Consider the following 22,427-nt stretch of genomic DNA (forward strand, 5'->3'; position numbering starts at 1 on the left):
CTGTCGCGGCACGCTTCAAACTTCAACGATTTCGGAATCTTGGCGTTTGTCAGCGGCGGGCTGACGGATGGCGGAGAGGGTGGGATTCGAACCCACGGTACCCTTCCAGGCACGCCGCATTTCGAGTGCGGTACATTCGACCACTCTGCCACCTCTCCGCGGCGCCGATATCGCTTGGTCGAGCGAGGGGCTTCTCTAATCGGAGCCGCAGCGCTTCGCAACCCGTCTGTGAAAGAAATCCGACGCTATCTTTGAGCGGGCAGGGACAGGCCTGGCGCGGCGCCGGTTTGGGCGTCCACGCCCTTGAATCGAAACAGTTCGGCGGGACGGCCGCCGGTGGTTGAGGAGAGCTGTCCGGTGGGTTCGACCAGGCCCGTTCGCTCCACCCCCCGACGGAAATTCTGCTTGTGCAGGCTGAGGCCCGAGACGGCCTCGGCGCCCGCCTGAAGCTGGGACAGGGTGAAGACGCCGGGGGTCAGGTCGAACAGGACCGGGCGGTATTTCAGCTTGCTGCGCAGGCGGCCAAGAGCGGTCGCCAGGATGCGTCGGTGATCCGAGGTCATGATGCGGCCGGGCATCGGCTGGGGCGGGGGCTGACTGGCGTCGCGCCAGGCCTCGGCGACCAGGCGCGCCTCGTAGAGCAGTTCGTAGCGCTCCAGCACCCTTTCCTCGTTCCAGCGGTGCTCGGGCGTCAGGGCGAACAGGGCGCGGGCGCGGGCCAGGCGGTGTTCGTCGCCGGCGGCCCAGGCGAGCAGGCCGTTGGTCAGTACGGCGGAATGGTCGCCACGGCGGTCTTCCCAGGGAAAGAAATCGAAGACGGCGTCCCAGCGTGCGTCGTGGGTCTGGCCCTCTGCGGCGTCGGGCGTCAGGGCCAGATAGCCGACGGAGACCTCGCGGTGGCGGCCGGGGCCGGGCGTAGCGCGGGGGGAGGCGCGGCCCGCATCCCCGAAAGTGTAGAGCTGTTCGACGAAGCCCAGGCGGAACCCAGTTTGGGCTGTCACGAAGTCACGCAGGGCGCGTTCGAACGTGCGATCGCGAACGGGATCGAACGGGCCGAAGGGCAGGGCGCGCGCGCAGTCCTCGGCCGGGGTGGTCAGGACGACGGCCTGGCGGGCCTTCAGGGTCATGACGACCGCCGACAGACCGATGCGAACGCCGCCCTCCGCCCCCTGCGTCATGGTTCTATTCCGTGTGCCAGGCGTCGTCGGCGGGGATCAGGCCGACGGCCCCGGCGAGGACGCGGTAGCGTTCCAGATAGCGAGCTTGCGCGACCGGAGCGGGCTGGGGCTCGATGGTCAGGCTGTAGCCCTCGGGCGGGCTGCCGAAGAAGCCGAGCGATTCCTTTTCGGTGAACCCGGCCAGTTGCGTCGCCTCGAAGAAGGCGCAGGCCTTGTCGGCCTTCTTGATCAGGGTCTTGATCGTCTGCGGCGTCTTGGGCGGCAGGCCGTATCGCAGGTGGATGGCGGCCTCCAGCCGAGCCTCGAAGTCCTTGTAGCCGGAACCCAGGGCCGCCTTGAACGGCGAAATCATGTCGCCGATGACGTATTCGGAGGCGTCGTGCAGCAGGGCGGCCAGGCGCCATTTGGGGTCCAGGCCGGGTTTGATGTGGGCGGCGATCTCTTCGACGACGCACGAGTGCTGGGCGACCGAAAAGGCGTGCTCGCCAATGGTCTGGCCGTTCCAGCGGGCGACGCGGGCCAAGCCGTGGGCGATGTCTTCGATCTCGATGTCGAAGGGCGAGGGGTCTAGCAGGTCCAGACGACGGCCTGACAGCATGCGCTGCCACGCGCGGGGGGCGTTCTTCTTGGGTGTGCGCTCGGCCAAAGGGCGTGTCCTGATCGCTTGTCGGGGGGTCAGGTGACGCAAAGACGCGCCGGGATCAAGCCGCACGGCCTTATCCGCGCCGATGGGCGAGGAAAACCGGGCCTTTCGACAGGCGTCAGCGGCCGACGTTCAGCGCCACCAGATCCTTGGCGTCGTCGAAGATGCGGCCATTCTCGCGATCCTTGGACCGGACCACGGCGACCACGATAGGGCCGCCGCTGGGCCCTCTAGCCTCGAACCCCACCTGGCGCCATCCGGCGTTGCTAGGCTGATCGTCGGCCAGGATGTAGGTCATGCGCGTGGCGGCGCCCGGCGCACGGGTGCGCACGCGTGTGGAGTTGTCGTTGGTGTCGATGCTGACGCTGGAGGTTTCGGTGCGGGTATTCTGTCCGTCCTTGGACTGGATGTTGATGCCGCCGATACGGACGCTGGCGTTATCGCCCTGGGTCTCGATTTTCAGCCCGGGAAGATTGACCGAGGCATCGTCGCCACGCGCCCGGATATCGACGCCGGGCGCCTGGACCGAGGCGGTCTCGGTCGGCTCTGTCGTCGATGGCGCGGGCGGGGCGTTGCCGGCGCCGGGAGCCAGACGCGCCACAGTGTGGGGCAGGTCGGTGCTGGCGCGATCTTCGAAGTCGCGCAGCACGTCATCGACGGAGCGTCCGTCCAGCTTGACCAGATGCAGCACCACGTCGGCGCCCTTGGGTCCGCCATAAACGCAGCTCGTGCCGCCGGCCGCGATCAGACCCTTGCGCGTCAGCACGCCCAGACTGTCGGGGCATTGCAGGGCGTCGATCACCTTCAGCACACCCGCATCCTGGTCGTCGTTGGACGAGGTGGTGGTGATGCGGACCGAGTTGTCGCCGTCGCAGGCGGCCAGACTGACGCTCAGGGCTAGATAAAGCAGGATGTGACGCATGGTCGAACCTCTGTTGGCTCCATTCTGCGCGTTAGGGGCGCTCGATCCAGTGAAATCGCGGTAATCACGGGATCAGCCGCCGGGGCGCGAGCCTTCGCGGCGGTTCAGGAAGGCCAGGCGTTCGAACAGATGCACGTCCTGCTCGTTCTTCAGCAGGGCGCCATGCAGGGGCGGGATCAGCTTGTTCGGCGTCTTCTCGCGCAGGGTCTCGGCGTCGATGTCCTCGACCAGCAACAACTTCAACCAGTCCAGCAGTTCGGACGTTGATGGCTTCTTCTTCAGGCCAGGCGTGTCGCGGATCTCGTAGAAGGTCTTCAGCGCCTCGGACACCAGTCGCGGCTTGATGCCGGGGAAGTGGACATCGACGATGGCCGACAGGGTTTCGGGATCGGGGAAGCGGATGAAATGGAAGAAGCATCGGCGCAGGAAGGCGTCGGGCAGTTCCTTCTCGTTGTTGGATGTGATGATGACGATGGGGCGCACCTCCGCGCGGATCGTCTCGTCGGTTTCCTGGACATAGAATTCCATCCGGTCGAGCTCCTGCAGGAGGTCGTTGGGGAACTCGATGTCGGCCTTGTCGATCTCGTCGATCAGCAAGACGGGGCGGGCAGGGGCGGTGAAGGCTTCCCACAGCTTGCCCTTCTTCAAATAGTTTCGGACGTCGTGGACGCGCTCCTCACCCAACTGGCTGTCGCGCAACCGGCTGACGGCGTCATATTCATAGAGGCCGCTGTGAGCCTTGGTCGTGGACTTGACGTGCCAGGTGATCAGCGGCGCGTCGAAGGCCTTGGCGATCTCATAGGCCAGCACCGTCTTGCCCGTGCCGGGCTCGCCCTTGATCAACAAGGGGCGCTCCAGCGCGACGGCGGCGTTGACCGCCACCTTCAGGTCGCTGGTGGCGATGTATCGGTCTGTGCCTTCGAACCGGCTCATGAAAAAACCCACTCCGTGTCTTCACGAAGTGGGTAGCGGATCGCAATCCGTGTGAACAGCGATCAGGTGATGCGTTTGGCCGAGACGGGGTCGCTGGCGGGGAAGGTTTCCTCCAGGCCTTCGTCGACCAAGGCCTCCTGTCGGCTTTCGGTCTTGTCGATCTTGTCCAGTTGATCGGGCATTCCATCATCTGAAGCGCAACGCTTGGCGTGCGGGGCATCTGACGAGGAGTCGTTGCGGGCTTTGGTGTGATCCATGTCGATCTCTCCCTTATCGCGCGGAGCTGTCTTGATCGCCGTCCGGGCCATAGCCCAGCTCGGAGATATCGTCGTCGGAGAGGCGTTTGGCTTCCCAGTGGGCTGCGCTGGCCTGGGCGCCGCGTTCGTTTTCCATCAGGCCGGAATAGACCAGCTCGATCTCGTCCGGGCTTGACTGGGGTTCGCCGTCGGCGTCGGACTGGCTGCGGGTTTCGCCGTCCACGCCCAGCAGGGCGTCGGCTTCGCGTTCGATCCCGTCCAGTGCCAGTTGATCGTCCAGATCGACCTCAGCGTCCTCGTCGAACTCCTCTTCGTCGGCGTCGCCATCGGCCTGGGTCACATCCAGAACCTGGTCGGCCTCATCCAACAAGAACTCGCCATCGCCTTCGTCGTCCAAGTGGGTTTCGTCAAAGGTTTCCGACTGTTCCTGGTCGTCCTGATAATCGTTGTCCGGCATGGGGATCTCCTCTTCGGGAAATCAACGCAACGGCGACGATACGCGTTCCAGCGGAGGCGGCGGACAAGGGATGGTTAACTGATGGCGGGCTAAGGTTCGACTCAAATGGACCGGTCCACGCGTGACCGGCTCGCCCCCTGTCTGGAGTTCGGTGCTCAATGGCCCTGAAGCTGTCGCTGAAACCCGGCGAAAAGTTCGTCCTGAATGGCGCCGTGGTCCAGAACGGCGACCGTCGCGGCGTGCTAATCCTTCAGAACCGCGCCAGCGTGCTGCGCGAGAAGGACATCATGCAGGCCGAGGACGTCACCACGCCCGGCCGGCGGATCTATTTCCCGATCATGATGATGTATCTGGAAGAGAGCGCAGCGGCGAAATTCTATGACGAGCTGGCGCTGCGGATCACCGAGTTCATGGGCGCGACGCAGAACCCCGACATCCTGGCGGAATGTGTCTCGGCTTCGCGTCACGTGCTGGCGCGCGAATACTACAAGGCCCTGATGTCGGCGCGTAAGATTGTCGAGTATGAAGAGAGAGTGCTGAATGTCGCTTCAGGCCTACACAGCGGCGACAGCGAGAGCTGAGAGCCCGCGCGACCTGGAGTACCGTCTGTTCGGTCAGGTCACGCGCGCTCTGGTTCACGCCTCGACCGTCGATCCATCCGACATCGCCACGCGTATCGACGCGCTGGACTGGAACCGGCGTCTTTGGTCGACGCTGGCCGGTGACTGCAGCGATCCCGCAAACGCCCTGGGAGGGCCGATGCGGGCGCAGATCATTTCCTTGAGCCTGTTCATCAATCGCCATTCCTCGGCGGTGATGCGGGGCGAGGAGACGTTCCAGGACCTGATCGACATCAATCGGATGATCATGCAGGGCCTGTCGGGCGGGGTATCGCCGACGCAATAAGCCGCTCGGTTCACGAAAGCGCGAAGCCTCTTGGCGCAAGGCGTTGAGGCGTCTTATGTTTCATCTCCCTGTTCAACAGTCGAAAGGAGGTGATCCAGTGTCTCATTGTCATCAATCGCGAGCGGCAGCCGCGACCCTGGTCCTCGGAGAGGGCCTGGTCTGATCCTTTCAGACTGAGTTGCGGCCCGACCGTTCGCGGTCAGGCAATGAAGGGTCGCCGGGAAAACCCGGCGGCCCTTTTTGTTAGGCTCAGTGGAGCAGGCGGGCGAACCAGCCGGCGACGTGATGGCCCACCTCGACCACGGTCGCCCAGATCAGGAACAGGTAAAGGGCGCTGGCGGCCGTCGCCAGGACGCCCAACAGGATCGCGACACCGTCACGCTGCATCATGCCCAGAGCAAACAGGACCAGGGCGATGCCGGGCAGGGCGTCTCCGAACGGGATAGGCAGAGCCATGATCAGCGCCAACACCACGCAGACAAGGCCGGTGAAGGTGTCGGCGATATCCCCGGTCAGGAGGGGCAGTCGCGGACGGGTCAGCTTTTCGATGGCGCGAACCAGCTTCAGGACGCTGACGCCATTGGGCCTTCTGCGCACGGCGCGCCGCATGCGGTCGGAGAAGATGTAGCGACGCCCTGCGATCCGGACCTTTGCCGACAACACCCAGCGACGCAGCCAGGCCGGGGCCGCTAAGGGCGTGGCGATCAGGGCGTTGTAGGCGGCGCGTGACACCGAGGCCTTCAGCATCCACCGCGGCAACCAGACGCTTCGTCTCTGGAAGGCCAGCTCCAATGACATCAGAATGATCGGCACGGCGAAGACCGCCTTGCCGCCCGGCGGCCAGGGAAGCAGCGCCAGCAGCGACAGGATCAGGATCATGGCCCCGAACCCGCGCTCGCCGAAGGACGCGACCAGTTCGGCCATGCTTAGTTTGGGTTCGGGGGCGTGGCCGAGATCTTCGAGGACGTCGGAGAACCGCCGCAGGTCGTCGTTCGGAGGCGGTTGGGCGGGCATCAGGCGGGGCGCTCGGCTGGAGATTGCGCCCATCTAGGCGGTCGGCGTGCGGATCGCCACTTACAGAACGGAAAGGCGGTCAGATAAATCGCCTATGTCTCAGTCCTGCACATGTTCGGGCTTGCCCTTGCGCCCTGTGGCGGCAAGCTCTTCGAGCTGGGTCTCGGTCATGGACGCGGCCATGGATTTGGACGCGCCCTTCAGCTTGGACTTCGGCGTGTCGCCACGCTTGGCCGACAGGGCGACGCCGGCGGCCTTCTGCTGTGCTGCGGACTTGGCGGGCATCGGTTGTCTCCTTCTGCGGAGACAAGCCGTCAGCTTCCCAGCAGTTCCCGGCCGATCAGGAAGCGACGGATTTCGTTGGTGCCGGCGCCGATGTCGTAGAGTTTGGCGTCGCGGACCAGACGTTCGACCGGCCATTCCTTGGTATAGCCTGCGCCGCCCAGGGCCTGAACGGCTTCCAGCGTGACCTTCACGGCGTTTTCCGAGGCCAGCAGGATGGCGCCCGCCGCGTCATAGCGGGTGGTCTTGCCCTGATCGCAGGCGCGGGCGACGGCATAGACGTAGGCGCGGGCGCTGTTCAGGGCGACGTACATGTCGGCCACCTTGGCCTGCATCAGCTGGAACGAGCCGATGGGCTTGCCGAACTGCTTGCGGTCCCGAACATAGGGCAGGACCACATCCAGCGCGGCCTGCATGATGCCCAGGGGGCCGGCCGACAGGACCGCCCGCTCATAGTCCAGGCCGCTCATCAGCACGCCGGCGCCGCCGCCCAGCGGACCCATGATATTTTCCTCCGGCACTTCGCAGTCCTCGAACACCAGTTCGGCGGTGTCAGAGCCGCGCATGCCCATCTTGTCCAGCTTCTTGGAAACGCTGAACCCCTTCATGCCCTTTTCGATCAGGAAGGCGGTGCAACCCTTCGACCCTGCTTCGGGATCGGTCTTGGCGTAGACGACCAGGGTGTCGGCGTGGGGCGCGTTGGTGATCCAGAACTTCGTGCCGTTCAGGACGTAATGGTCGCCTTTCTTGTCGGCGCGGGTGCGCATCGACATGACGTCGGAACCGGACCCGGCCTCGGACATGGCCAGCGAACCGACGTGTTCGCCGCTGATCAGTTTGGGCAGATACTTCTGCTTCTGCTCGGGTGTGCCCCAGCGACGAATCTGGTTGACGCACAGGTTGGAGTGGGCGCCGTAACTCAGGCCGATCGAGGCCGAGGCGCGGGACACTTCTTCCATCGCCACGACGTGTTCGAGATAGCCCAGGCCCAAGCCGCCGTATTCTTCCTCGACGGTGATGCCATGCAGGCCCAGTTCGCCCATCTCGGGCCACAGCTCGCGGCGGAACTCGTTCTTTTCGTCGATCTCGGCGGCCAGCGGGACCAGACGGTCGGCGGCCCAGCGGGCGGTCGTGTCGCGGATGGCGTCGGCGTTTTCGCCAAGGCCGAATTCCATGGATTGGGGCGCGAAGGGAATGCTCATGCGCTAGGGCGTAGCATCGCGCACGGCTGTTCGCCAAGCGTTGTCAGACGCGGTCGGCCCGTCCCCATCGACGATACAAATTATAGCCCGACACCCCGACGCAGGCGACGGCGATCAAGGCCAGCACCCAGGCGACGGTCGCCGTGTCGCTGCTGTCCGACACCGATGCCCGGCGAAACGCCGCCATGGCGACGCCCAGCGACAGCATGCCCAGCCCGCCCATGATCAGGAAGGTGATCAGTTCGCCGCGACCCTGTCGTTTCGCCCGGCCGCGGGCGACGATTTCGCGGGTGCTTGGCGTTTGATCAGGCGTGGCGTCCGGCTCGGCGGTCACCGGGTCAGGATCGGGGGGCGCCACGGCTTCCGGTTCCGACAGGCCGGGCGCAGTCAGGACGACGCTGGATTTCTCAGGCGGCGCAAAACCCGTCGGCGCGACGGACGGCGTGGCTTTGAGCGGCGCCTGCAGATCGTTGGCGGCGACGATGGGCGCAACAGCAGACACGGTTTCCATCTGGCCGACCAGAGGCGCGATGTCTGCGACCGGGCCGACCGCCGTCGCAGCATAGGTCGAATGGATTTGGGAGGCCGCGTTCGGGGATGAATCAACGTCTTGAGAAGGGAAGGGGGCGATAGCGTCGTCAAGCGCACCCTCGACCGCCGCAAGGGTCGGCGCCTCCGTCTCGAAAGGAGAGGGCAGAGGCGCAGCCAACAGGTCCGCCAGAGTCACCGGCGCGTCCGGCGCGGCGTTGAACAACGCATGCTCGGCCGAACGGCGGCGGGTCGGCTTTTCGGCGGCGGCGTCGTCGGCCCATTGGCTGAGGGCCGCCGCCGCCTGGCGGCTTGCACCGGCGTTCAGCCGCTCGACCACGTCGGAGGTCGCAAAACGCTCGGCGCCGATGGAGAAGGCGAAACTGGCAAGCGCATCGAACTGATGCTGGTTCAGCGGCGCGGTGACATTGGCGCTGACCGCCTTCACGACCGGGATCAGGTCGTATTGCATCAGCAGTTCGGCGTCCTGCTCGGACACCGTGGCGCCCTCGCGGGCCGAATGGGTGTGGCCGTAACCGATGACCCAGCGGCCGTCGCTGCGCTGCGTGGCGCGCGGGCGGAAACCTTCGAAGCTCTTGATCAGCAGGACGCCCTCGCGGGACACCTTGCTCGGTTTGGGGCCGGGTTGGGGGAGGACGTCAGACACAGTTGACCCAATTGGAAACAGGCGCGCGGCGCTCGCACGATCATCAGCAAGGCCCGCGCCGGATCGGCGTGGATGATGTCTAGAGCAGCACCAGTGTGGCCAGACCAAGGAAGATCAGGAAGCCGAAGAAGTCGGTGGTCGCTGTCACGAACACGGCCGACGAAACGGCGGGGTCGAACTTCAGCTTTGACAGGGTCAGGGGCGTCAGGACGCCGATGGAGGCGGCGATCAGCAGGTTCAGGATCATGGCGGCGCCGATGACCAGGCCGATCTTCCAGTCTTCATCTCGGAACCAGAAACCGGCCGCTATGCCGATCAGGGGCGCCAGGATCAGACCGTTGGCGAGGCCCACCGCCATCTCGCGCCAGAAGGTGCGAGGGGCGTTCGAGCTGTTCAGTTCGCGCGTCGCCAGGGCGCGCACGGTCACGGTCAGGGCCTGGGTGCCGGCGTTGCCGCCGATGGCCGAGACGATGGGCATCAGGACGGCCAGGGCGACGATCTGCTGGATCGTACCTTCGAACAGGCCGATGACGCTGGCGCCCAGGGCCGCCGTCGCCAGATTGATCGCCAGCCACGGCACGCGGCCGCGCACGATCTCGGACACGGACGAACCGCGATCCTCGTCGGCGACACCGGCCAGACGCAGGATGTCCTCGCGGTTCTCTTCCTGAATGATGTTGACGATGTCATCGACGGTGATCTGACCCACCAGACGGCCGGCCGCGTCCACGACGGGCGCGGAGATCAGGTGGTATTTCTCGAAGATGTAGGCGACCTCTTCCTGATCCTGATCGACGGCGATCTCGTTGATCGGCTCCATCAGCTCGGTCAGGGCGGTGCTGCGCGCGGCGCGCAACAGGCCGCTGATCGGCACGCCGCCGACGGGGCGGTTGACCGGATCGACCACATAGATGTCGAAGAACAGCTCGGGCAGGTCGTCGCCCTGTTTGCGGATGTGGTCGATGGTGTCGCCCACGCTCCAGAACTGGGGCGCGGCCATCACCTCGCGCTGCATCAGGCGGCCGGCGGACTCCTCGTCATAGCCCAGGCTGCTTTCGATCGCGGCGCGGTCGACCTCGGGCATGGCGGCCAGGACGCGTTCGCGCTGGTCGTCTTCCAGATCCTCGACCACGGCGGCGGCGTCGTCGGAATCCAGTTCCTGAAGCGCCACGGCCAGCGTGCCGTGCGGAACCCGCTCCAGCACCTCTTCGCGGATGTTGTCGTCCAACTCGGGCAGGGTCTCGGCCAGAAGCTCCGGCGGCAGCCACAGCACGACGACGGCGCGGTGCTCGGCCGTCAGGAAGCCCATCAGGTCGGCGACGTCGGCGGGGTGCAGATCTTCCAGCAGCGACCGCAGTCGCACCCCATCGCCGTCGTCGGCGGCGTCCACGACTTTCTCGACGAATTGAGGGGTGAGGACATAGTCCTCGTCCAGGGCGGCGTGGTCTTCGTTATCAGGCGCTTCGGCTGGAGCGAAGGCGGAGTCCGTGGTGTTCACGTGGTCGCCTCCCTTGGTATGTCCAGCCGTAGTTAGCCGATGAATCGCCCTGTTTAGCCAGATGGTGCGGTCGAGAAGACTCGAACTTCCACGGGTTGCCCCACAGCGACCTCAACGCTGCGCGTCTACCAATTCCGCCACGACCGCTCGCATCGGAGCGGCGGCGAATAGACGAAGCCGCTGGAAAAGGAAAGCGGGAATTGAACGGTTCGTGGAGAGCCGAGGATACAAGCGTCAGGCGGACCCGGCCATGAAGTCATAGACGTCGGCCTGGCGGGTGACGGTGATGGCGATTCGGTCGTCGCGGATCTCGATCTCGCCGCGCGCCACGGGATAGTTGTTAGCCAGAATCCAGACCTCGTCGCCCTCTGCGGCGTCCAAAGGAATCACCGCGCCACGGCCCATGCGCAGCAGTTGCGACATCGGCAGCACCGATCGACCTAGAACCACGGAGATTTCGACGTCGACGGCGTTGATTTGGGTCACGTAAAGCTCTCGATCACTGAAAGGCCGTCCCTTGCGCAAACGCCTCGCCGACCACATTGAAGCGTCATGCTTGCTGAGCCGTTAAGCCCGTCCCTTCAGAAACTGCGTCTCGACGACGGGCGGCCCGTCGAATGGGCCGTGTCGCAGGGCTATGTCGATTACGCCGCCGCCGAAGCCTTCATGGAGGCGCGCGTCGCCGCCATTGCCGCCGGCGAGGCGCAGGAGATGGTCTGGCTGTTGGAGCATCCGCCGCTTTACACCGCCGGTGTCTCGGCCAGGGACGAGGATCTGCTGGATGCTGGCCGGTTCCCGGTGCATCGGACGGGACGGGGCGGGCAGTTCACCTATCACGGACCCGGCCAGAGGGTGGCCTATGTGATGCTGGACCTGAACCGGCGCGGCAAGGACGTGCGGTGTTTCGTGCGCGGGCTGGAACTGTGGCTGATCGGCGCGCTGGACCAGTTCGGCATCGAAGCCGACATCCGGCCGGGCCGCGTCGGCGTATGGGTCGCGCGCAAGGGGCCGGGCTGGTCGCGCGAGGACAAGATCGCCGCCATCGGCGTCAAGGTCCGCAAATGGGTCAGCTTCCACGGCATCAGCCTGAACGTCGAGCCCGACCTGGACCATTTCGGCGGCATCGTGCCGTGCGGCATTCAGGAGCATGGGGTCACCAGCCTGGTCGATCTGGGCGTGCTGGCGACGATCGATGAGGCGGACGAGGCCCTGAGACGCAGCTTTGGCCGGATCTTCGGCGCGGCGGTCGAGGCTGACGCGCCGTTCTGAGCGCGCCGCATCGCCGCAGGTCGTGTGACAATCGGGCGAAATCCTGTCCGCCGGGGTTGGCAAGCGCGTGACGCATGAGGTTTAACCCTCATCACGAGCTTGAAAATCAAAGGCCGCAGGAAACCTCCATGAACCGCATTATCGCCGCCGCATCGGCCGCCGTCCTGTCGCTGACCGTCGCCGCTGGCGCCGCAGTCGCACAGGATTTTCGCGCCCTGGCGCAACAGGACCTTCAGACGGCGCATGACGCCCTGGCGGCCAACCACCCTGCAGCCGTGATCCCCGGCGCGCCTAGCGAGGCCTTCCGTACGTGGATCGACGCCGGCCTGATCGACGCCAAGGGCAAGGTCGGTCGCGTCAACAGCGGCGACAGCCACGCCTATCTGATGCGCTACTACGCCAACGGTTTCCGCGATTCGAACATCTCGATCCGCCCGACATACGAGGGCCTCGGTCCCTTCTTCGCGACCAGCTGGCCAGGCGTCGCCACAGCGTGGCGCAACGGTGAATATGTCGTCTCCTATGTGAAGCCGGGCGTGCGCAACGTGCCGCCGGTCGGCGCGACCCTGGTCAAGTGCGGCGACAAGACCGCCGCCCAACTGGCCGATGAGCGGCTGGATCGCTGGGAAGGCGACCTGACGACCGAAGCAGGTCGCGTGCGCACCGCCCCCTATCTGCTGTGGAACCGCAACAACCCCTTCACCGGCGGTGTGCCGTCGCTGTGCACCTTCAAGGTCGGTCGTCGCGACCGTGACTTCCAGATGCAGCCCCAGCCGGCCGACGCTGCCAGCCTGGAAGCCGCCTATCGTGCCACCGTCTATGCGCCGGGCGCAAATCCGCTGTCGGTCGAGACGGTCGATGGCCGTCCCTGGATCAACGTCCACACCCTGGCGGACGATGCCGGATGGGACGCCTTCTTCGCCGCTGTCGAGGGCCAGTTGCCCGCCATTCGAGGCGCGCAAGGCCTCGTCATCGATCTGCGCGGCGCCAACGGCGCATCGTTGAACGCCACGGGCAAGGGCTATGGCCTGGCCAACCGCATCTGGACGCCGGAGTTCACCGTCAGCCGCCAGCCGGAAGCCGGCTCGATCACCTATCGCGCCACCCAGGCGAACCGTCAGTGGTTCGCCGACACCCTGGCCCGGATGCAGGCCGATCCGCGCTTCGTCGCTGAGTCCGGCCCGGTAATCGAACAGACCCAGGCCATCGTCGCGGCCTTCGATTCGGCGCTGGCGGCCAACCAGCCGACCTTCACCATGCCGGGCCGCGCGTCGGTGCCGGATACGGGTGCGGCCAACCCCGTCACGGGCCAGGTGGTGGTGCTGGTCGATAGCGGCTGCACCAGCGGCTGCCTGGATACGCTGGACCTGCTGACCCGCCTGCCGAACGTGCGTCTGGCCGGATCGGTCACGGCCGAAGACTCGATTTTCATCGAGCCCACCGTGCTGCGCCTGCCGTCGAACTACGCCGAGCTCAGCTATGGCCACAAGGCCTGGACGACGCGTCAGCGCGGCAACGACGCCCCCTTCACTCCGGCGCAGGGCCTGGCCTACACCGGTGTGGCGACCGACGAGACTGCCGTGCGCGCCTGGGTCGGTACGCTGTTCCAATAGGAAATTTCTGCGTCTGATGGATCGAGGGGCGGGCAGGGCTGGAACCCCGGCCCGCCCCTTCCCATTTGGAGACCATGACCGATCTCGCCCAAACACACGAAAGCCTGCGTTCGGCGTCGGGCTTCGACCTGACCCCGCCCGACGATGCCGAACGCGCTCGTCTGGAGGCCGACCTGAGCCCCGAGGAGAAACGCGTCCTGCTGTCGCACGGCACCGAGGCGCCCTTCTGCGGCACTCTGCTGGGCGAGAAGCGTGCAGGGGTGTTCTGCTGCCGTGAGTGCGGCCTGCCGCTGTTCAAAAGCGGGACCAAGTTCGAGAGCGGCACCGGCTGGCCCAGCTTCACCAAGCCGGTGGACGAGAGCCACGTCCACGAGATTCGCGACACCAGCTACGGCATGGTCCGCATCGAGACGCAGTGCGCACGCTGCGGCAGCCACCAGGGCCACGTCTTCCCCGACGGCCCGCCGCCGACCGGACATCGTTACTGCATCAACTCGGTCGCCCTCAGTTTCGTGGCGGAGGGCGAGGCCCTACCCGACCCGTTGCACCGTGGCGACGGCGTCGCCTGACCTTGGCCTCAATCGCTGTGCTAGGATGATATCGAACGGAGGTGGACGATGCTGATCGCAAGTCTTTTGGCGAGTGCGGCCATGGTCGCGGCGGGGGGTGATCCCGACGGCGTCATCACGACAGCGCCGCTCAACGCGCCGACCCTGGCCCAGGCCATGACGGCGGCGCCACAGACGTCGGTGACCGCCCCCACCGCCCAGGATGCCGCTCCCCACGGCCTGACCACAGAACAGCAAATCCAGAACTGGATCAGCGCGCGCACGCCGGGCGCCAGTTTCGACGAAGGCGCTGTGGCCGGTCCTCCGGCCGAGCGTAAGACATACAGCATGGTCGAGGTGGGAATCGGCACCGGCGGCTATCGCAGCTATGGCGCGGCCGTCTCCCTGCCTGTCGGCGAGAATGGCCGCCTGAACCTCGCCTATCGTGAGGGCCGCAATGAGCCTTGGGGTTATGGCTACAGCGGCCACGGTCTGCGTGGACCGGGCTCCTATTCGCCGTACGGCGGCTGGCGCGGTCACAGCTATGGCGCGGACACCACCACCCAGTCGCTGTCCATGGGCTTCACCTGGAACAAGAACGGCGACGCAAATCAGCGCAATCCGTATCGTCGTGGGTCATACGGCTACGACTGAGCGGCCGCTAAGTCTGTTCCGCAAACTCAAAAAGGCCCGGCGAAAGCCGGGCCTTTTCAGGTCTCAGATGGTGCCGCCGGGGGGAATCGAACCCACGACCTCAGCCTTACCAAGGATGCGCTCTACCACTGAGCTACGGCGGCCCCGACTGAGGAAGCGGCCGTATAGCCAAACCCTTCCGGGGAGGGAAGCGCCTTTTTGATCCTCCGAAAGAAAGTTTGGACATGGCCCGCGATCACGGCATCATCGCGCCATGACTCGCACGCCGCATGACGCCGATACGCCTTCCGCCGCTGCATCGGTGACGCCGCCCGTCGAATCGGGGCCGGAGTTCGAGATCGCCCAGTCTGAAAGGGAACGCGCCAAGGCGGAAAAGGCGATCCGTCTGGCCTCGGCCCTTCGCGCCAACCTGCGCCGCCGCAAGGCCCCGGCGCGGACGCCGGCGACGCCACGCGACAGCAACTGATCCTCGCAACGGAAAGTCATCGGACCGCGACGGTCCAGCCCTTTGGCAAGCGCCCGCCGGCTTGCTAGAGAACCATCCCCCGAGGCGTTTCCTTCGGGCGCGCTTCAAGGACGACATGGACAGCATCGCCATTCAGGGCGGCGCCCAGCTTTTCGGGGACATTCCCGTCAGTGGCGCCAAGAACTCCGCCATCAAGCTGATGGCCGCCTCGATCCTGACGGATCAGCCCTTGCTGCTGACCAATATGCCGCGCCTGGCGGACACCCGGTTCCTGGGCCAACTGCTGCGCCAGTTCGGCATAGAAGTGACCGAGCGCGACGGCGCGGACGGGCAGGAGAGCCTGTTCCACGCCAAGGACCTGACCTCGACCTTCGCCCCCTATGATCTGGTTCGCCAGATGCGAGCGTCGTTCAACGTGCTGGGGCCGCTGCTGGCGCGCACCGGCGAGGCCAAGGTCTCGCTGCCCGGCGGCTGCACCATCGGGGCGCGTCCGGTGGATCTGCACCTCCAGGCCTTGACGGCGCTGGGAGCCGAGATCGAGCTGGACGAGGGCTATGTCACCGCCCGTGCGCCCAAGGGTCTGCGAGGGGCCGAGATCGAGTTTCCGTTCGTTTCGGTCGGAGCGACCGAACACGCGCTTCTGGCCGCCGTGCTGGCGCAAGGGACGACCGTGCTGCGCCGCGCCGCGCGCGAGCCCGAGATCGGCGATCTGGCCCACTGTCTGACGGCCATGGGCGCCAAGATCGAGGGCATCGATACCGACGTCCTGACCATCACCGGCGTCTCGTCGCTGAACGGGACGACCTGGTCGGTGATTCCCGACCGGATCGAGATGGGCTCCTATGCCGTCGCCGCCGCCATGGCTGGCGGCGAGGTGCGCCTGACCAAGGCGCGGGCCGAACTGATCGGCTCGCTGACCGACAAGATGATCGAGGCCGGGGTCAAGGTGTCGCCTACCGCCGACGGCGTGCTGATCAAGCGCGATCCGAAGCAGCGGCTCAAGGCCGTGGACGTGGAGACGGCCATCTATCCGGGCTTCGCCACCGACCTACAGGCCCAGTTCATGGCCCTGATGACCACGGCCGAGGGCGTCAGCACGGTGCGCGAGACCATTTTCGAGAACCGTTTCATGCACGTGCCGGAACTGGCGCGGCTGGGGGCGGACATATCGGTCCATGCCGGCGAAGCGCACGTCAATGGCGTCGAGGCGCTGCATGGCGCCCAGGTGATGGCGACGGATCTTCGGGCCTCGATGTGCCTGGTCATCGCAGGCCTGGTCGCCGAAGGTGAGACGACGGTTGGACGCGTCTATCATCTGGATCGCGGTTTCGAGCGTTTGGAAGAAAAGCTCGGCGCGTGCGGCGCGGACATTCGACGGATCAAGGGAACAGGTGATGAGCACTGAGATCGACGGCGTCATCTCTGAAGCCAAGGCGCCGGTCGAGCCGCTGCGCCTGTTGGCCGAGGACGCCGACGATCTTCAGATCATCTCCGCCGCGCTGCAGGACGCCATCCTGCGGCCGGTCGATATCGTGTGGGAGAAGAGTGCGCGGACGCTGACCATCGCCTTCAGCCGCTTCTGCTGGGAATGCGGCGGTACGCGGGTGATGTGCGCCATGCAGTTCGGCGACGTGCTGGCGGTCAAGAGCCGTCGCCTGTCGCGCAGCCCGGACGCCTCGCTGGAATTGCTGGCGCTCGATTTCATCCCGACGGAGACGCCCGGCGGCAAGGTCATCTTGATGTTCGCTGGCGGCGGCGATCTGCGTATCGACGTCGAATGCCTGGACGCCGTGGTCACCGACATTTCAGAGCGGTGGCCAGCGCGTGTGGCGCCGACCCACCTCGACGGCCCGGACCTGGATGCCCCCAAACGCGATGAAGGGAATGCGGCATGAGCGGTCCCCACAAGCTGGCCTCTGTCGAACTGGACGCGGTGACCTTGCCCGCCGCGACGGCCGAGATCGAGCACGAGCGTCGGGTCGCAATCTTCGATCTGGTCGAGAAGAACAGCTTCGAGCCGGTCGGGGCCGAGGGCGGGCCCTATAAGCTCAAGCTGTCGCTGCAGGACAACCGGCTGGTGTTCGACATCGACGGCGACAACTTCAGCCGCACCTACGCCATCAGCCTGACGCCGCTGAAGGGCGTGATCAAAGACTATCTGCTGATCTGCGACAGCTATTATGAGGCCCTGCGCGGCTCGTCCCCCAGTCAGATCGAATCGGTCGACATGGGCCGGCGTGGCCTGCACAACGAGGGGGCCGATCAGCTCAAGACACGGTTGGATGGCAAGATCGTCGTCGATCACGAGACGGCGCGACGGCTGTTTACGCTGCTGTGCGCCCTCTACCGTCGCGGCTGACCTCGACTATCTCTGCGTTTTCGGGCATTAGGCCCCTCCATTCCGCCCCTCGCGCCCGCCCGGCGTGGGGTCGAACGCATTTTAATCGGGCGTGAGAGGCCGCATGGCTAAGGAAGAACTACTTGAGTTTCCCGGCACCGTCAGCGAACTGCTGCCGAACGCCACCTTCCGCGTGACGCTTGAGAACGACCACGAGATCATCGCCCACACGGCGGGCAAGATGCGCAAGAACCGCATCCGCGTGCTGGCCGGCGACAAGGTGCTGGTCGAAATGACACCCTACGACCTGACCAAGGGTCGCATCACCTATCGCTTCAAGTAAGTGACGACGGCGCGTCCTGAATTGGTGCTGGCCTCGGCCAGCCCGCGCCGCATCGAACTGCTGGCGCAGGTCGGGATCACGCCCGACCATATCGATCCCGCCGATATCGACGAGACGCCGTTGAAAGGCGAAACGCCGCCGCGTCTCGCCGAACGTCTGGCGACCTCCAAGGCTCAGGTGGTCGCCGCACGGCGTCCCGAGGCCGTGGTCATCGCCGCCGATACCGTCGTGTCGGTCGGTCGTCGCTTCCTGGAGAAGGCGGCGGACGAGGCCGAGGCGATCCGTTTCCTGAAACTGCTGTCCGGCCGCAATCACCGCGTCTTTACCGGCGTGGCCGTGGTGTGCGACGGCAAGCTGTCGTCGCGGGTCAACGAGACGCGCGTGACCTTCAAACCGCTGTCGGACCACGAGATCGCGACTTATGTTGCGACCGGCGACTGGCGCGGCAAGGCCGGCGGCTATGGCATTCAGGGGCCGGCCGGGGCCTTCGTCCAGCGGATCGTCGGCAGCCATCCGTCGGTGATGGGCCTGCCGGTCTATGAGGCCGTCCAGCTGTTGAACGGCGTCGGCTGGCGCGCATGAACGGCGTGGTCGAGGTCTTCCTCGACGAGACGCCGGGCGAGACGCGCGGCGCGGTCATGCGCGACGGGCGCTACACCCATCTTCTGATCCAGCGCGACGGCGACCCGGCCCAGACGCGGCTCGGCGCCCGGTCGATCGGGCGGGTGACCGAAGTGAATCAGGGCCTGCGCGGCGCCTTCGTCGACATCGGCGCGGACGCCGCAGCCTTTCTGCCCTTTCCCCGCAACGACAAATTGAGCCAGGGCGAACGATTGGAAGTCGTCGTCACCGCCGAGCCTCGGGCCGGGAAGGGGGCCGTTATTCGCCGTCTGGGGCCGGGGGAGGGCGCGCCGCGCCTGCTTGAGGCCGCGTCCAGCGTCGCCGAACAGTTACGCGAACTCGCGCCAGGCGAGGAATCAATCGTCGGTATCGCAGCCATCGACGCGGTGATCGAGGCGGAGGAGGAGGCCCTGGCCCGGTCGAGCGCTTTCGCTTCGCACGGAATCGACCTGGCCATCGAACGCACCCGCGCCCTGGTGGCCGTCGATATCGATTTCGCCTCCATGCCGGGACGCGATCCGAAACAGGCGAGGGCGGTCGCGAATCGCGAGGGTCTGATACAGGCGGCGCGCCTGATTGGTCTGCGAAGCTGGGCCGGTCTGGTCGTCATCGACCTGGTCGGCGACGGTCAGGACGCCGAGGCGCAGTTCAAGGGCGCCAGGGCCGCCTTCGCCCACGAACCTCAGGCCGTCTTCGGACCGGTCAGTCGATTCGGTCTTCTGCAGTTGTCGCTGCCGTGGCGGCGCACGCCCATCGAGGAACTGTTACGCGGTGTCGATGGACGCCCCTCGGCCCAGACGCGCGCTCTGTCGTTGGTGCGGGCGCTGCGGCGACAACTTTTGTCCGACACTGGATCCGCGCGCATCACCGCACGCTGCGCGCCGGAGGAAGCCGCCATCGCGGGCCCGCTAGCAGTGAGACTGGGGCCGCGAGCCCATGTGCAGGCCGATGTCGCAATCCCCGTCGGCCACGGCCGTATAGAAGAGAGTTGAGCCATGGCGACCTGTCCCATCTGCCGCAAGGCCGACGCCGATCCCAAGTACAAGCCCTTCTGCTCGCGCCGCTGTTCCGAGGTCGATCTGCAGCGCTGGTTCACAGGCGGCTATGCCATTCCGGCCGCCCTGGACGAGGGCGCCGAAGATGATGGCGAAAAGGACTGATTGGGCGCTGGACAGGCGGAAAAGCCTCCCCTATAGACCCGCCTCTCGCGACGCCGCGTCGGCGCCTGGATAGCTCAGCTGGTAGAGCAGCGGATTGAAAATCCGCGTGTCGGTGGTTCGAACCCGCCTCCAGGCACCATCTTCTCCTCCTCATATTGATTGTTATGCGTTTGAGGCATCATCCGATGCTTCTGCGGCTGGATGTCGCCTAATCTTATGTGAGGGGTGAGGCTTGATTGGTCGTTGTTTTGGACGATCTGGTAAGATTTCGCCACATCGAAGCGATCTGCGACAAGCTTGCTCCAAATGATGCGCAATCATCATGAAAACGTCGCGCCCGCAGGTTTTAATGACAAGGTTAGGTGGAACTTTTCTCCACCTCGCGCGGCGGGTTAAAAGCCGCTCTTGTCCCTTGACGCTCCGGTAAGGGTTCGTCAAAGGGTTGAGACGCCTTCCCAAGGAGGCGTTAATACGGATTACAGGAGACGCGTTCTCCGACGGTTCGATCATCAGAGGCTGGGCGGGCGACCGGACAGTCTCTACCGAAGATTTCAGCGGGTTCTGATCCTCGAAAGGACGGGACGCGTTGAAGGAAACATTTCAGGTTGGGGGGCGGTCGCTGACTATGGCCGCACCTTTGGTTCCACGAGTCAGACCAAGCAGGAACTGGCGAATTATGCTGAACAGCAAAAAGACGAACATCCTTCTCGCCATGGCCGGCGCCGCCGCGCTGATGGCGAGCTCGCCGGTTCTGGCCCAGGCCCCGGCCGAGCCCACCCCGGCTGCCTCGACTGCGGCCCCCGCCGCAGCCCCGGCGACCCCGGAAGCCGACCCCGCAACGGTCAACGACGCCGTCGGCGGCGGTCACGGCGACATCACGCCGATCTCCATGTTCATGGAAGCCACGGTCGTCGTTAAGGTCGTCATGGCCGGCCTGCTGCTGGCCTCGATCCTGTCGTGGACCCTGCTGCTCATCAAACTGTTCGAGTTCGGCGCTCTGAACCGTAAGACCGACAACTTCCTCGAAAACTTCCGCGGCGCCCGCACCATCGCTGACATGCGCGCCGTCTCGACCCAGGAAGAGTTCGACGGCAACCCGCTGGCCGATATGGCCGCCGCCGCCACCGAGGAAGTCGAGCTGTCGCGTCAGGCCGGTCTGTCCGTCACGGGCGATCACCTGGACTCGGCTCTGGGCCGCGCCGCCGCCGCCGTCACCGCCGTTCAATCCGGTCTGGCCCTGCGCCTGTCGGGCGGACAGCAGTTCCTGGCTTCGGTCGGCTCCATCGGTCCGTTCGTCGGTCTGTTCGGCACCGTTTACGGCATCATGAACTCCTTCATCGGCATCGCGCAGTCCAACACGACCAACCTGGCCGTCGTTGCTCCGGGTATCGCTGAAGCCCTGCTGGCTACCGGTATCGGTCTGTTCGCCGCTATCCCGGCCGTTGTGTTCTACAACTACTTCAACACGCGGATCGCCGCCTATGGCACCCGCGCCGACGGCTTCGCTGCTGAGCTGCTGAACGGCATCTCGCGTCAGCTCGACAAGGGAGCGTAAGACGGATGGCCGCCAAGATTAAATCGGGCGGCGGCGGCAACCAGGTCGAGGCCAACAGCGATATCAACGTTACGCCTTTCGTTGATATCATGCTGGTCTTGCTCATCATCTTCATGGTCGCGGCTCCGCTTGCGTCCGTGTCGGTGCCCGTCGAGTTGCCAATCGCCGTCGCCAAGGCGGCCCCGAACCCGCCCAAGCCGGTCTATATTTCGATCCAGAACGACGGCGACGTCTATGTGGGCGACTTCAAGACCGACGTCGGATCCCTGGGTGAAGATCTGAAAGAACAGATCGGCGCCCGGAACCCGGCTGATGAGCGGATCTTCATTCGGGGCGACCAGAACACCCGTTACGGCGACTTCATGCAGGTCATGAACGCGCTTCAGGATAACGGCTTCTATAGCGTTGCACTGGTCGGCGAAGACCAGGCGACGAGTTAGGGTGCGGAGATAGTATGACAGACGTCGAATATCATCGCAGTCGTTACGACGTACCCAAGAAGAAGGGCTTCATGGGGGTTTCCTACCCCGTGCTGATCGTCTGCCTTCTGGTCGTCACCATCCTGTTCGCTTTGCTGATCTTCTTCTTGCAACAGTCGAAGTTCAAGCTGAAGGAGTTCAACTACGTCGACGAGTCCGTCGAGGTCGAGTTGGTCGAGCCGGTTCCGCCGCCTCCGCCGCCTCCGCCGCCGCCGCCTCCGCCGACGGATACGCCTCCGCCGCCGAAGCTTCAGGTGCGAGTGCCGGCTCCGGTCCCCAACGTCATGCCGCCTCCGCCGGTGAACATCACGCCGACGAAGAAGGAAGACCGCGTCGAATACACGGGTCCGCCCGTCAATATTCCTGGACCGCCGCCTCCACCCGCGCCGCCGGCTCCGGCTCGGCCGGCGACCATCACGAACGTGTCGTGGTCGCGTCAACCGCGTCCCGAATTCCCCGCCCGCGCTCAAGAGCGTGGGATCGAGGAAGGAACGGTCGTTCTGCTTTGCTCGGTTCAGGCCAATGGTTCGGCCACAAACTGCAGCATCGTATCCGAAACTCCGTCTGGAGCCGGATTCGGTCGCGAAGCGGTTGCGTCCATGCGGTCTGCGCGCTTTGCGCCAGGCACGGTGGACGGGGTCGCTCAAGGTGGACAAGCGCGCTTCACGGTTCGCTTCCGCCTCCAGTAGGTCTTATCTTCTATCCGACAGAACGCCCCGGCATCCGCCGGGGCGTTTTTGTTTGTCCGTGCCGAACTCTATGCTTGATTGGAGGGTAAGGCCTCGGTAGAGAACGCGCCTCGCGATGCGCGGGCCGCCTTAGCTCAGTTGGTTAGAGCGCCGGTTTGTGGAACCGGAGGTCCTCAGTTCAAGCCTGAGAGGCGGTACCATCGCA

28 protein-coding genes and 5 tRNA genes are annotated in these 22,427 nt (G+C 65.4%); 19 read left to right on the forward strand and 14 right to left on the reverse strand.

Annotated features, from left to right (window positions below):
* Positions 1–68: 68 nt before the first annotated feature.
* The 6 genes from WC597_RS04990 to WC597_RS05015 all read right to left on the reverse strand — a co-directional run bounded on the left by WC597_RS04990 (position 69) and on the right by WC597_RS05015 (position 4,390).
* Positions 69–158 (reverse strand) — tRNA-Ser (locus WC597_RS04990).
* A gap of 87 nt (positions 159–245) precedes the next feature.
* A complete protein-coding gene (locus WC597_RS04995) occupies positions 246–1,178 on the reverse strand; it encodes an NAD regulator (protein WP_372692170.1) in 933 nt (310 codons plus the stop codon).
* Between the two features lie 4 nt (positions 1,179–1,182).
* Entirely contained in the window at positions 1,183–1,824 is a 642-nt protein-coding gene (locus WC597_RS05000; RefSeq protein WP_135195719.1) for a YfbR-like 5'-deoxynucleotidase, read from the reverse strand.
* A gap of 115 nt (positions 1,825–1,939) precedes the next feature.
* The gene (locus WC597_RS05005; protein WP_372692173.1) at positions 1,940–2,743 is read right to left on the reverse strand and encodes a methyltransferase type 11; all 804 of its coding nucleotides are present in this window, start codon (positions 2,741–2,743) and stop codon (positions 1,940–1,942) included.
* A gap of 72 nt (positions 2,744–2,815) precedes the next feature.
* Positions 2,816–3,676 (reverse strand): AAA family ATPase, encoded by an 861-nt coding sequence (locus tag WC597_RS05010; RefSeq protein ID WP_372692174.1) that lies wholly within the window; start codon positions 3,674–3,676, stop codon positions 2,816–2,818.
* Between the two features lie 270 nt (positions 3,677–3,946).
* Positions 3,947–4,390, reverse strand: coding sequence for a hypothetical protein (locus WC597_RS05015; RefSeq protein ID WP_372692175.1), 444 nt, complete (start codon positions 4,388–4,390; stop codon positions 3,947–3,949).
* A 158-nt stretch (positions 4,391–4,548) separates the two neighbouring features.
* Between WC597_RS05015 and flbT the strand changes: the two genes are divergently transcribed.
* Complete coding sequence (gene flbT, locus WC597_RS05020) at positions 4,549–4,971, forward strand: flagellar biosynthesis repressor FlbT (RefSeq protein WP_372692176.1); 423 nt, start codon at positions 4,549–4,551, stop codon at positions 4,969–4,971.
* Complete coding sequence (gene flaF / locus WC597_RS05025) at positions 4,931–5,296, forward strand: flagellar biosynthesis regulator FlaF (protein ID WP_372692177.1); 366 nt, start codon at positions 4,931–4,933, stop codon at positions 5,294–5,296. The genes flbT and flaF overlap by 41 nt, the downstream gene beginning before the upstream one ends.
* A gap of 249 nt (positions 5,297–5,545) precedes the next feature.
* On the opposite strand, the gene WC597_RS05030 is transcribed toward flaF, so the two are convergent.
* From WC597_RS05030 to WC597_RS05060, 7 genes are all read right to left on the reverse strand, one after another.
* Entirely contained in the window at positions 5,546–6,310 is a 765-nt protein-coding gene (locus WC597_RS05030; RefSeq protein WP_372692178.1) for an exopolysaccharide biosynthesis protein, read from the reverse strand.
* A gap of 99 nt (positions 6,311–6,409) precedes the next feature.
* The gene (locus WC597_RS05035; protein ID WP_372692180.1) at positions 6,410–6,595 is read right to left on the reverse strand and encodes a DUF3008 family protein; all 186 of its coding nucleotides are present in this window, start codon (positions 6,593–6,595) and stop codon (positions 6,410–6,412) included.
* Positions 6,596–6,624: 29 nt separating this feature from the next.
* Complete coding sequence (locus tag WC597_RS05040) at positions 6,625–7,794, reverse strand: isovaleryl-CoA dehydrogenase (protein ID WP_372692182.1); 1,170 nt, start codon at positions 7,792–7,794, stop codon at positions 6,625–6,627.
* Positions 7,795–7,837: 43 nt separating this feature from the next.
* Complete coding sequence (locus WC597_RS05045; RefSeq protein ID WP_372692184.1) at positions 7,838–8,989, reverse strand: glycoside hydrolase family protein; 1,152 nt, start codon at positions 8,987–8,989, stop codon at positions 7,838–7,840.
* Positions 8,990–9,068: 79 nt separating this feature from the next.
* Positions 9,069–10,487 carry a magnesium transporter gene (gene mgtE / locus WC597_RS05050; RefSeq protein ID WP_372692185.1) on the reverse strand — a complete coding sequence of 473 codons (1,419 nt, stop codon included), beginning with the start codon at positions 10,485–10,487 and terminating at the stop codon, positions 9,069–9,071.
* A 62-nt stretch (positions 10,488–10,549) separates the two neighbouring features.
* Positions 10,550–10,634: transfer RNA gene (locus tag WC597_RS05055), tRNA-Leu, on the reverse strand.
* 87 nt (positions 10,635–10,721) lie between these two features.
* On the reverse strand, positions 10,722–11,030 hold the full coding sequence (locus WC597_RS05060; RefSeq protein ID WP_346495501.1) for a FliM/FliN family flagellar motor switch protein: 309 nt from the start codon (positions 11,028–11,030) through the stop codon (positions 10,722–10,724).
* A 9-nt stretch (positions 11,031–11,039) separates the two neighbouring features.
* Between WC597_RS05060 and lipB the strand changes: the two genes are divergently transcribed.
* The 4 genes from lipB to WC597_RS05080 all read left to right on the forward strand — a co-directional run bounded on the left by lipB (position 11,040) and on the right by WC597_RS05080 (position 14,571).
* Positions 11,040–11,756: a lipoyl(octanoyl) transferase LipB gene (lipB, locus tag WC597_RS05065; protein ID WP_372692186.1), complete on the forward strand. Its 717-nt coding sequence runs from the start codon at positions 11,040–11,042 to the stop codon at positions 11,754–11,756.
* Positions 11,757–11,884: 128 nt separating this feature from the next.
* Complete coding sequence (locus WC597_RS05070) at positions 11,885–13,369, forward strand: hypothetical protein (RefSeq protein ID WP_372692187.1); 1,485 nt, start codon at positions 11,885–11,887, stop codon at positions 13,367–13,369.
* A gap of 74 nt (positions 13,370–13,443) precedes the next feature.
* Positions 13,444–13,938: a peptide-methionine (R)-S-oxide reductase MsrB gene (gene msrB / locus WC597_RS05075; protein WP_372692188.1), complete on the forward strand. Its 495-nt coding sequence runs from the start codon at positions 13,444–13,446 to the stop codon at positions 13,936–13,938.
* A gap of 48 nt (positions 13,939–13,986) precedes the next feature.
* Positions 13,987–14,571 (forward strand): hypothetical protein, encoded by a 585-nt coding sequence (locus tag WC597_RS05080; protein WP_372692189.1) that lies wholly within the window; start codon positions 13,987–13,989, stop codon positions 14,569–14,571.
* 68 nt (positions 14,572–14,639) lie between these two features.
* Here WC597_RS05080 and WC597_RS05085 read toward each other — a convergent pair.
* A tRNA-Thr gene (locus WC597_RS05085) sits at positions 14,640–14,714 on the reverse strand.
* Between the two features lie 110 nt (positions 14,715–14,824).
* Here WC597_RS05085 and WC597_RS05090 point away from each other — a divergent pair.
* From WC597_RS05090 to WC597_RS05150, 13 genes are all read left to right on the forward strand, one after another.
* Positions 14,825–15,037, forward strand: a complete 213-nt coding sequence (locus WC597_RS05090; RefSeq protein WP_372692191.1) for a hypothetical protein — start codon at positions 14,825–14,827, stop codon at positions 15,035–15,037.
* 115 nt (positions 15,038–15,152) lie between these two features.
* On the forward strand, positions 15,153–16,442 hold the full coding sequence (gene murA, locus WC597_RS05095; RefSeq protein ID WP_372692192.1) for a UDP-N-acetylglucosamine 1-carboxyvinyltransferase: 1,290 nt from the start codon (positions 15,153–15,155) through the stop codon (positions 16,440–16,442).
* Positions 16,432–16,932 carry a DUF2948 family protein gene (locus WC597_RS05100; RefSeq protein ID WP_372692193.1) on the forward strand — a complete coding sequence of 167 codons (501 nt, stop codon included), beginning with the start codon at positions 16,432–16,434 and terminating at the stop codon, positions 16,930–16,932. Before murA ends, WC597_RS05100 begins: the two co-directional genes overlap by 11 nt.
* A complete protein-coding gene (locus WC597_RS05105; RefSeq protein WP_372692194.1) occupies positions 16,929–17,396 on the forward strand; it encodes a UPF0262 family protein in 468 nt (155 codons plus the stop codon). The genes WC597_RS05100 and WC597_RS05105 overlap by 4 nt, the downstream gene beginning before the upstream one ends.
* A gap of 103 nt (positions 17,397–17,499) precedes the next feature.
* Complete coding sequence (gene infA / locus WC597_RS05110) at positions 17,500–17,718, forward strand: translation initiation factor IF-1 (RefSeq protein ID WP_008261544.1); 219 nt, start codon at positions 17,500–17,502, stop codon at positions 17,716–17,718.
* A complete protein-coding gene (locus WC597_RS05115) occupies positions 17,719–18,300 on the forward strand; it encodes a nucleoside triphosphate pyrophosphatase (RefSeq protein ID WP_372692195.1) in 582 nt (193 codons plus the stop codon).
* A complete protein-coding gene (locus tag WC597_RS05120; protein ID WP_372692196.1) occupies positions 18,297–19,331 on the forward strand; it encodes a ribonuclease E/G in 1,035 nt (344 codons plus the stop codon). The genes WC597_RS05115 and WC597_RS05120 overlap by 4 nt, the downstream gene beginning before the upstream one ends.
* 3 nt (positions 19,332–19,334) lie before the next feature.
* Entirely contained in the window at positions 19,335–19,499 is a 165-nt protein-coding gene (locus WC597_RS05125) for a DNA gyrase inhibitor YacG (RefSeq protein WP_135195741.1), read from the forward strand.
* 63 nt (positions 19,500–19,562) lie between these two features.
* Positions 19,563–19,638 (forward strand) — tRNA-Phe (locus WC597_RS05130).
* 537 nt (positions 19,639–20,175) lie between these two features.
* Positions 20,176–21,054, forward strand: coding sequence for a MotA/TolQ/ExbB proton channel family protein (locus WC597_RS05135; RefSeq protein ID WP_372692198.1), 879 nt, complete (start codon positions 20,176–20,178; stop codon positions 21,052–21,054).
* Between the two features lie 5 nt (positions 21,055–21,059).
* On the forward strand, positions 21,060–21,494 hold the full coding sequence (locus WC597_RS05140; protein WP_372692199.1) for a biopolymer transporter ExbD: 435 nt from the start codon (positions 21,060–21,062) through the stop codon (positions 21,492–21,494).
* Positions 21,495–21,508: 14 nt separating this feature from the next.
* The gene (locus WC597_RS05145; protein ID WP_135195744.1) at positions 21,509–22,222 is read left to right on the forward strand and encodes an energy transducer TonB; all 714 of its coding nucleotides are present in this window, start codon (positions 21,509–21,511) and stop codon (positions 22,220–22,222) included.
* A 123-nt stretch (positions 22,223–22,345) separates the two neighbouring features.
* Positions 22,346–22,422: transfer RNA gene (locus WC597_RS05150), tRNA-His, on the forward strand.
* Positions 22,423–22,427: the final 5 nt, after the last annotated feature.

The sequence above is a fragment of the Brevundimonas sp. genome (genome assembly GCF_041648115.1).
Classification (GTDB): Bacteria; Pseudomonadota; Alphaproteobacteria; order Caulobacterales; family Caulobacteraceae; genus Brevundimonas.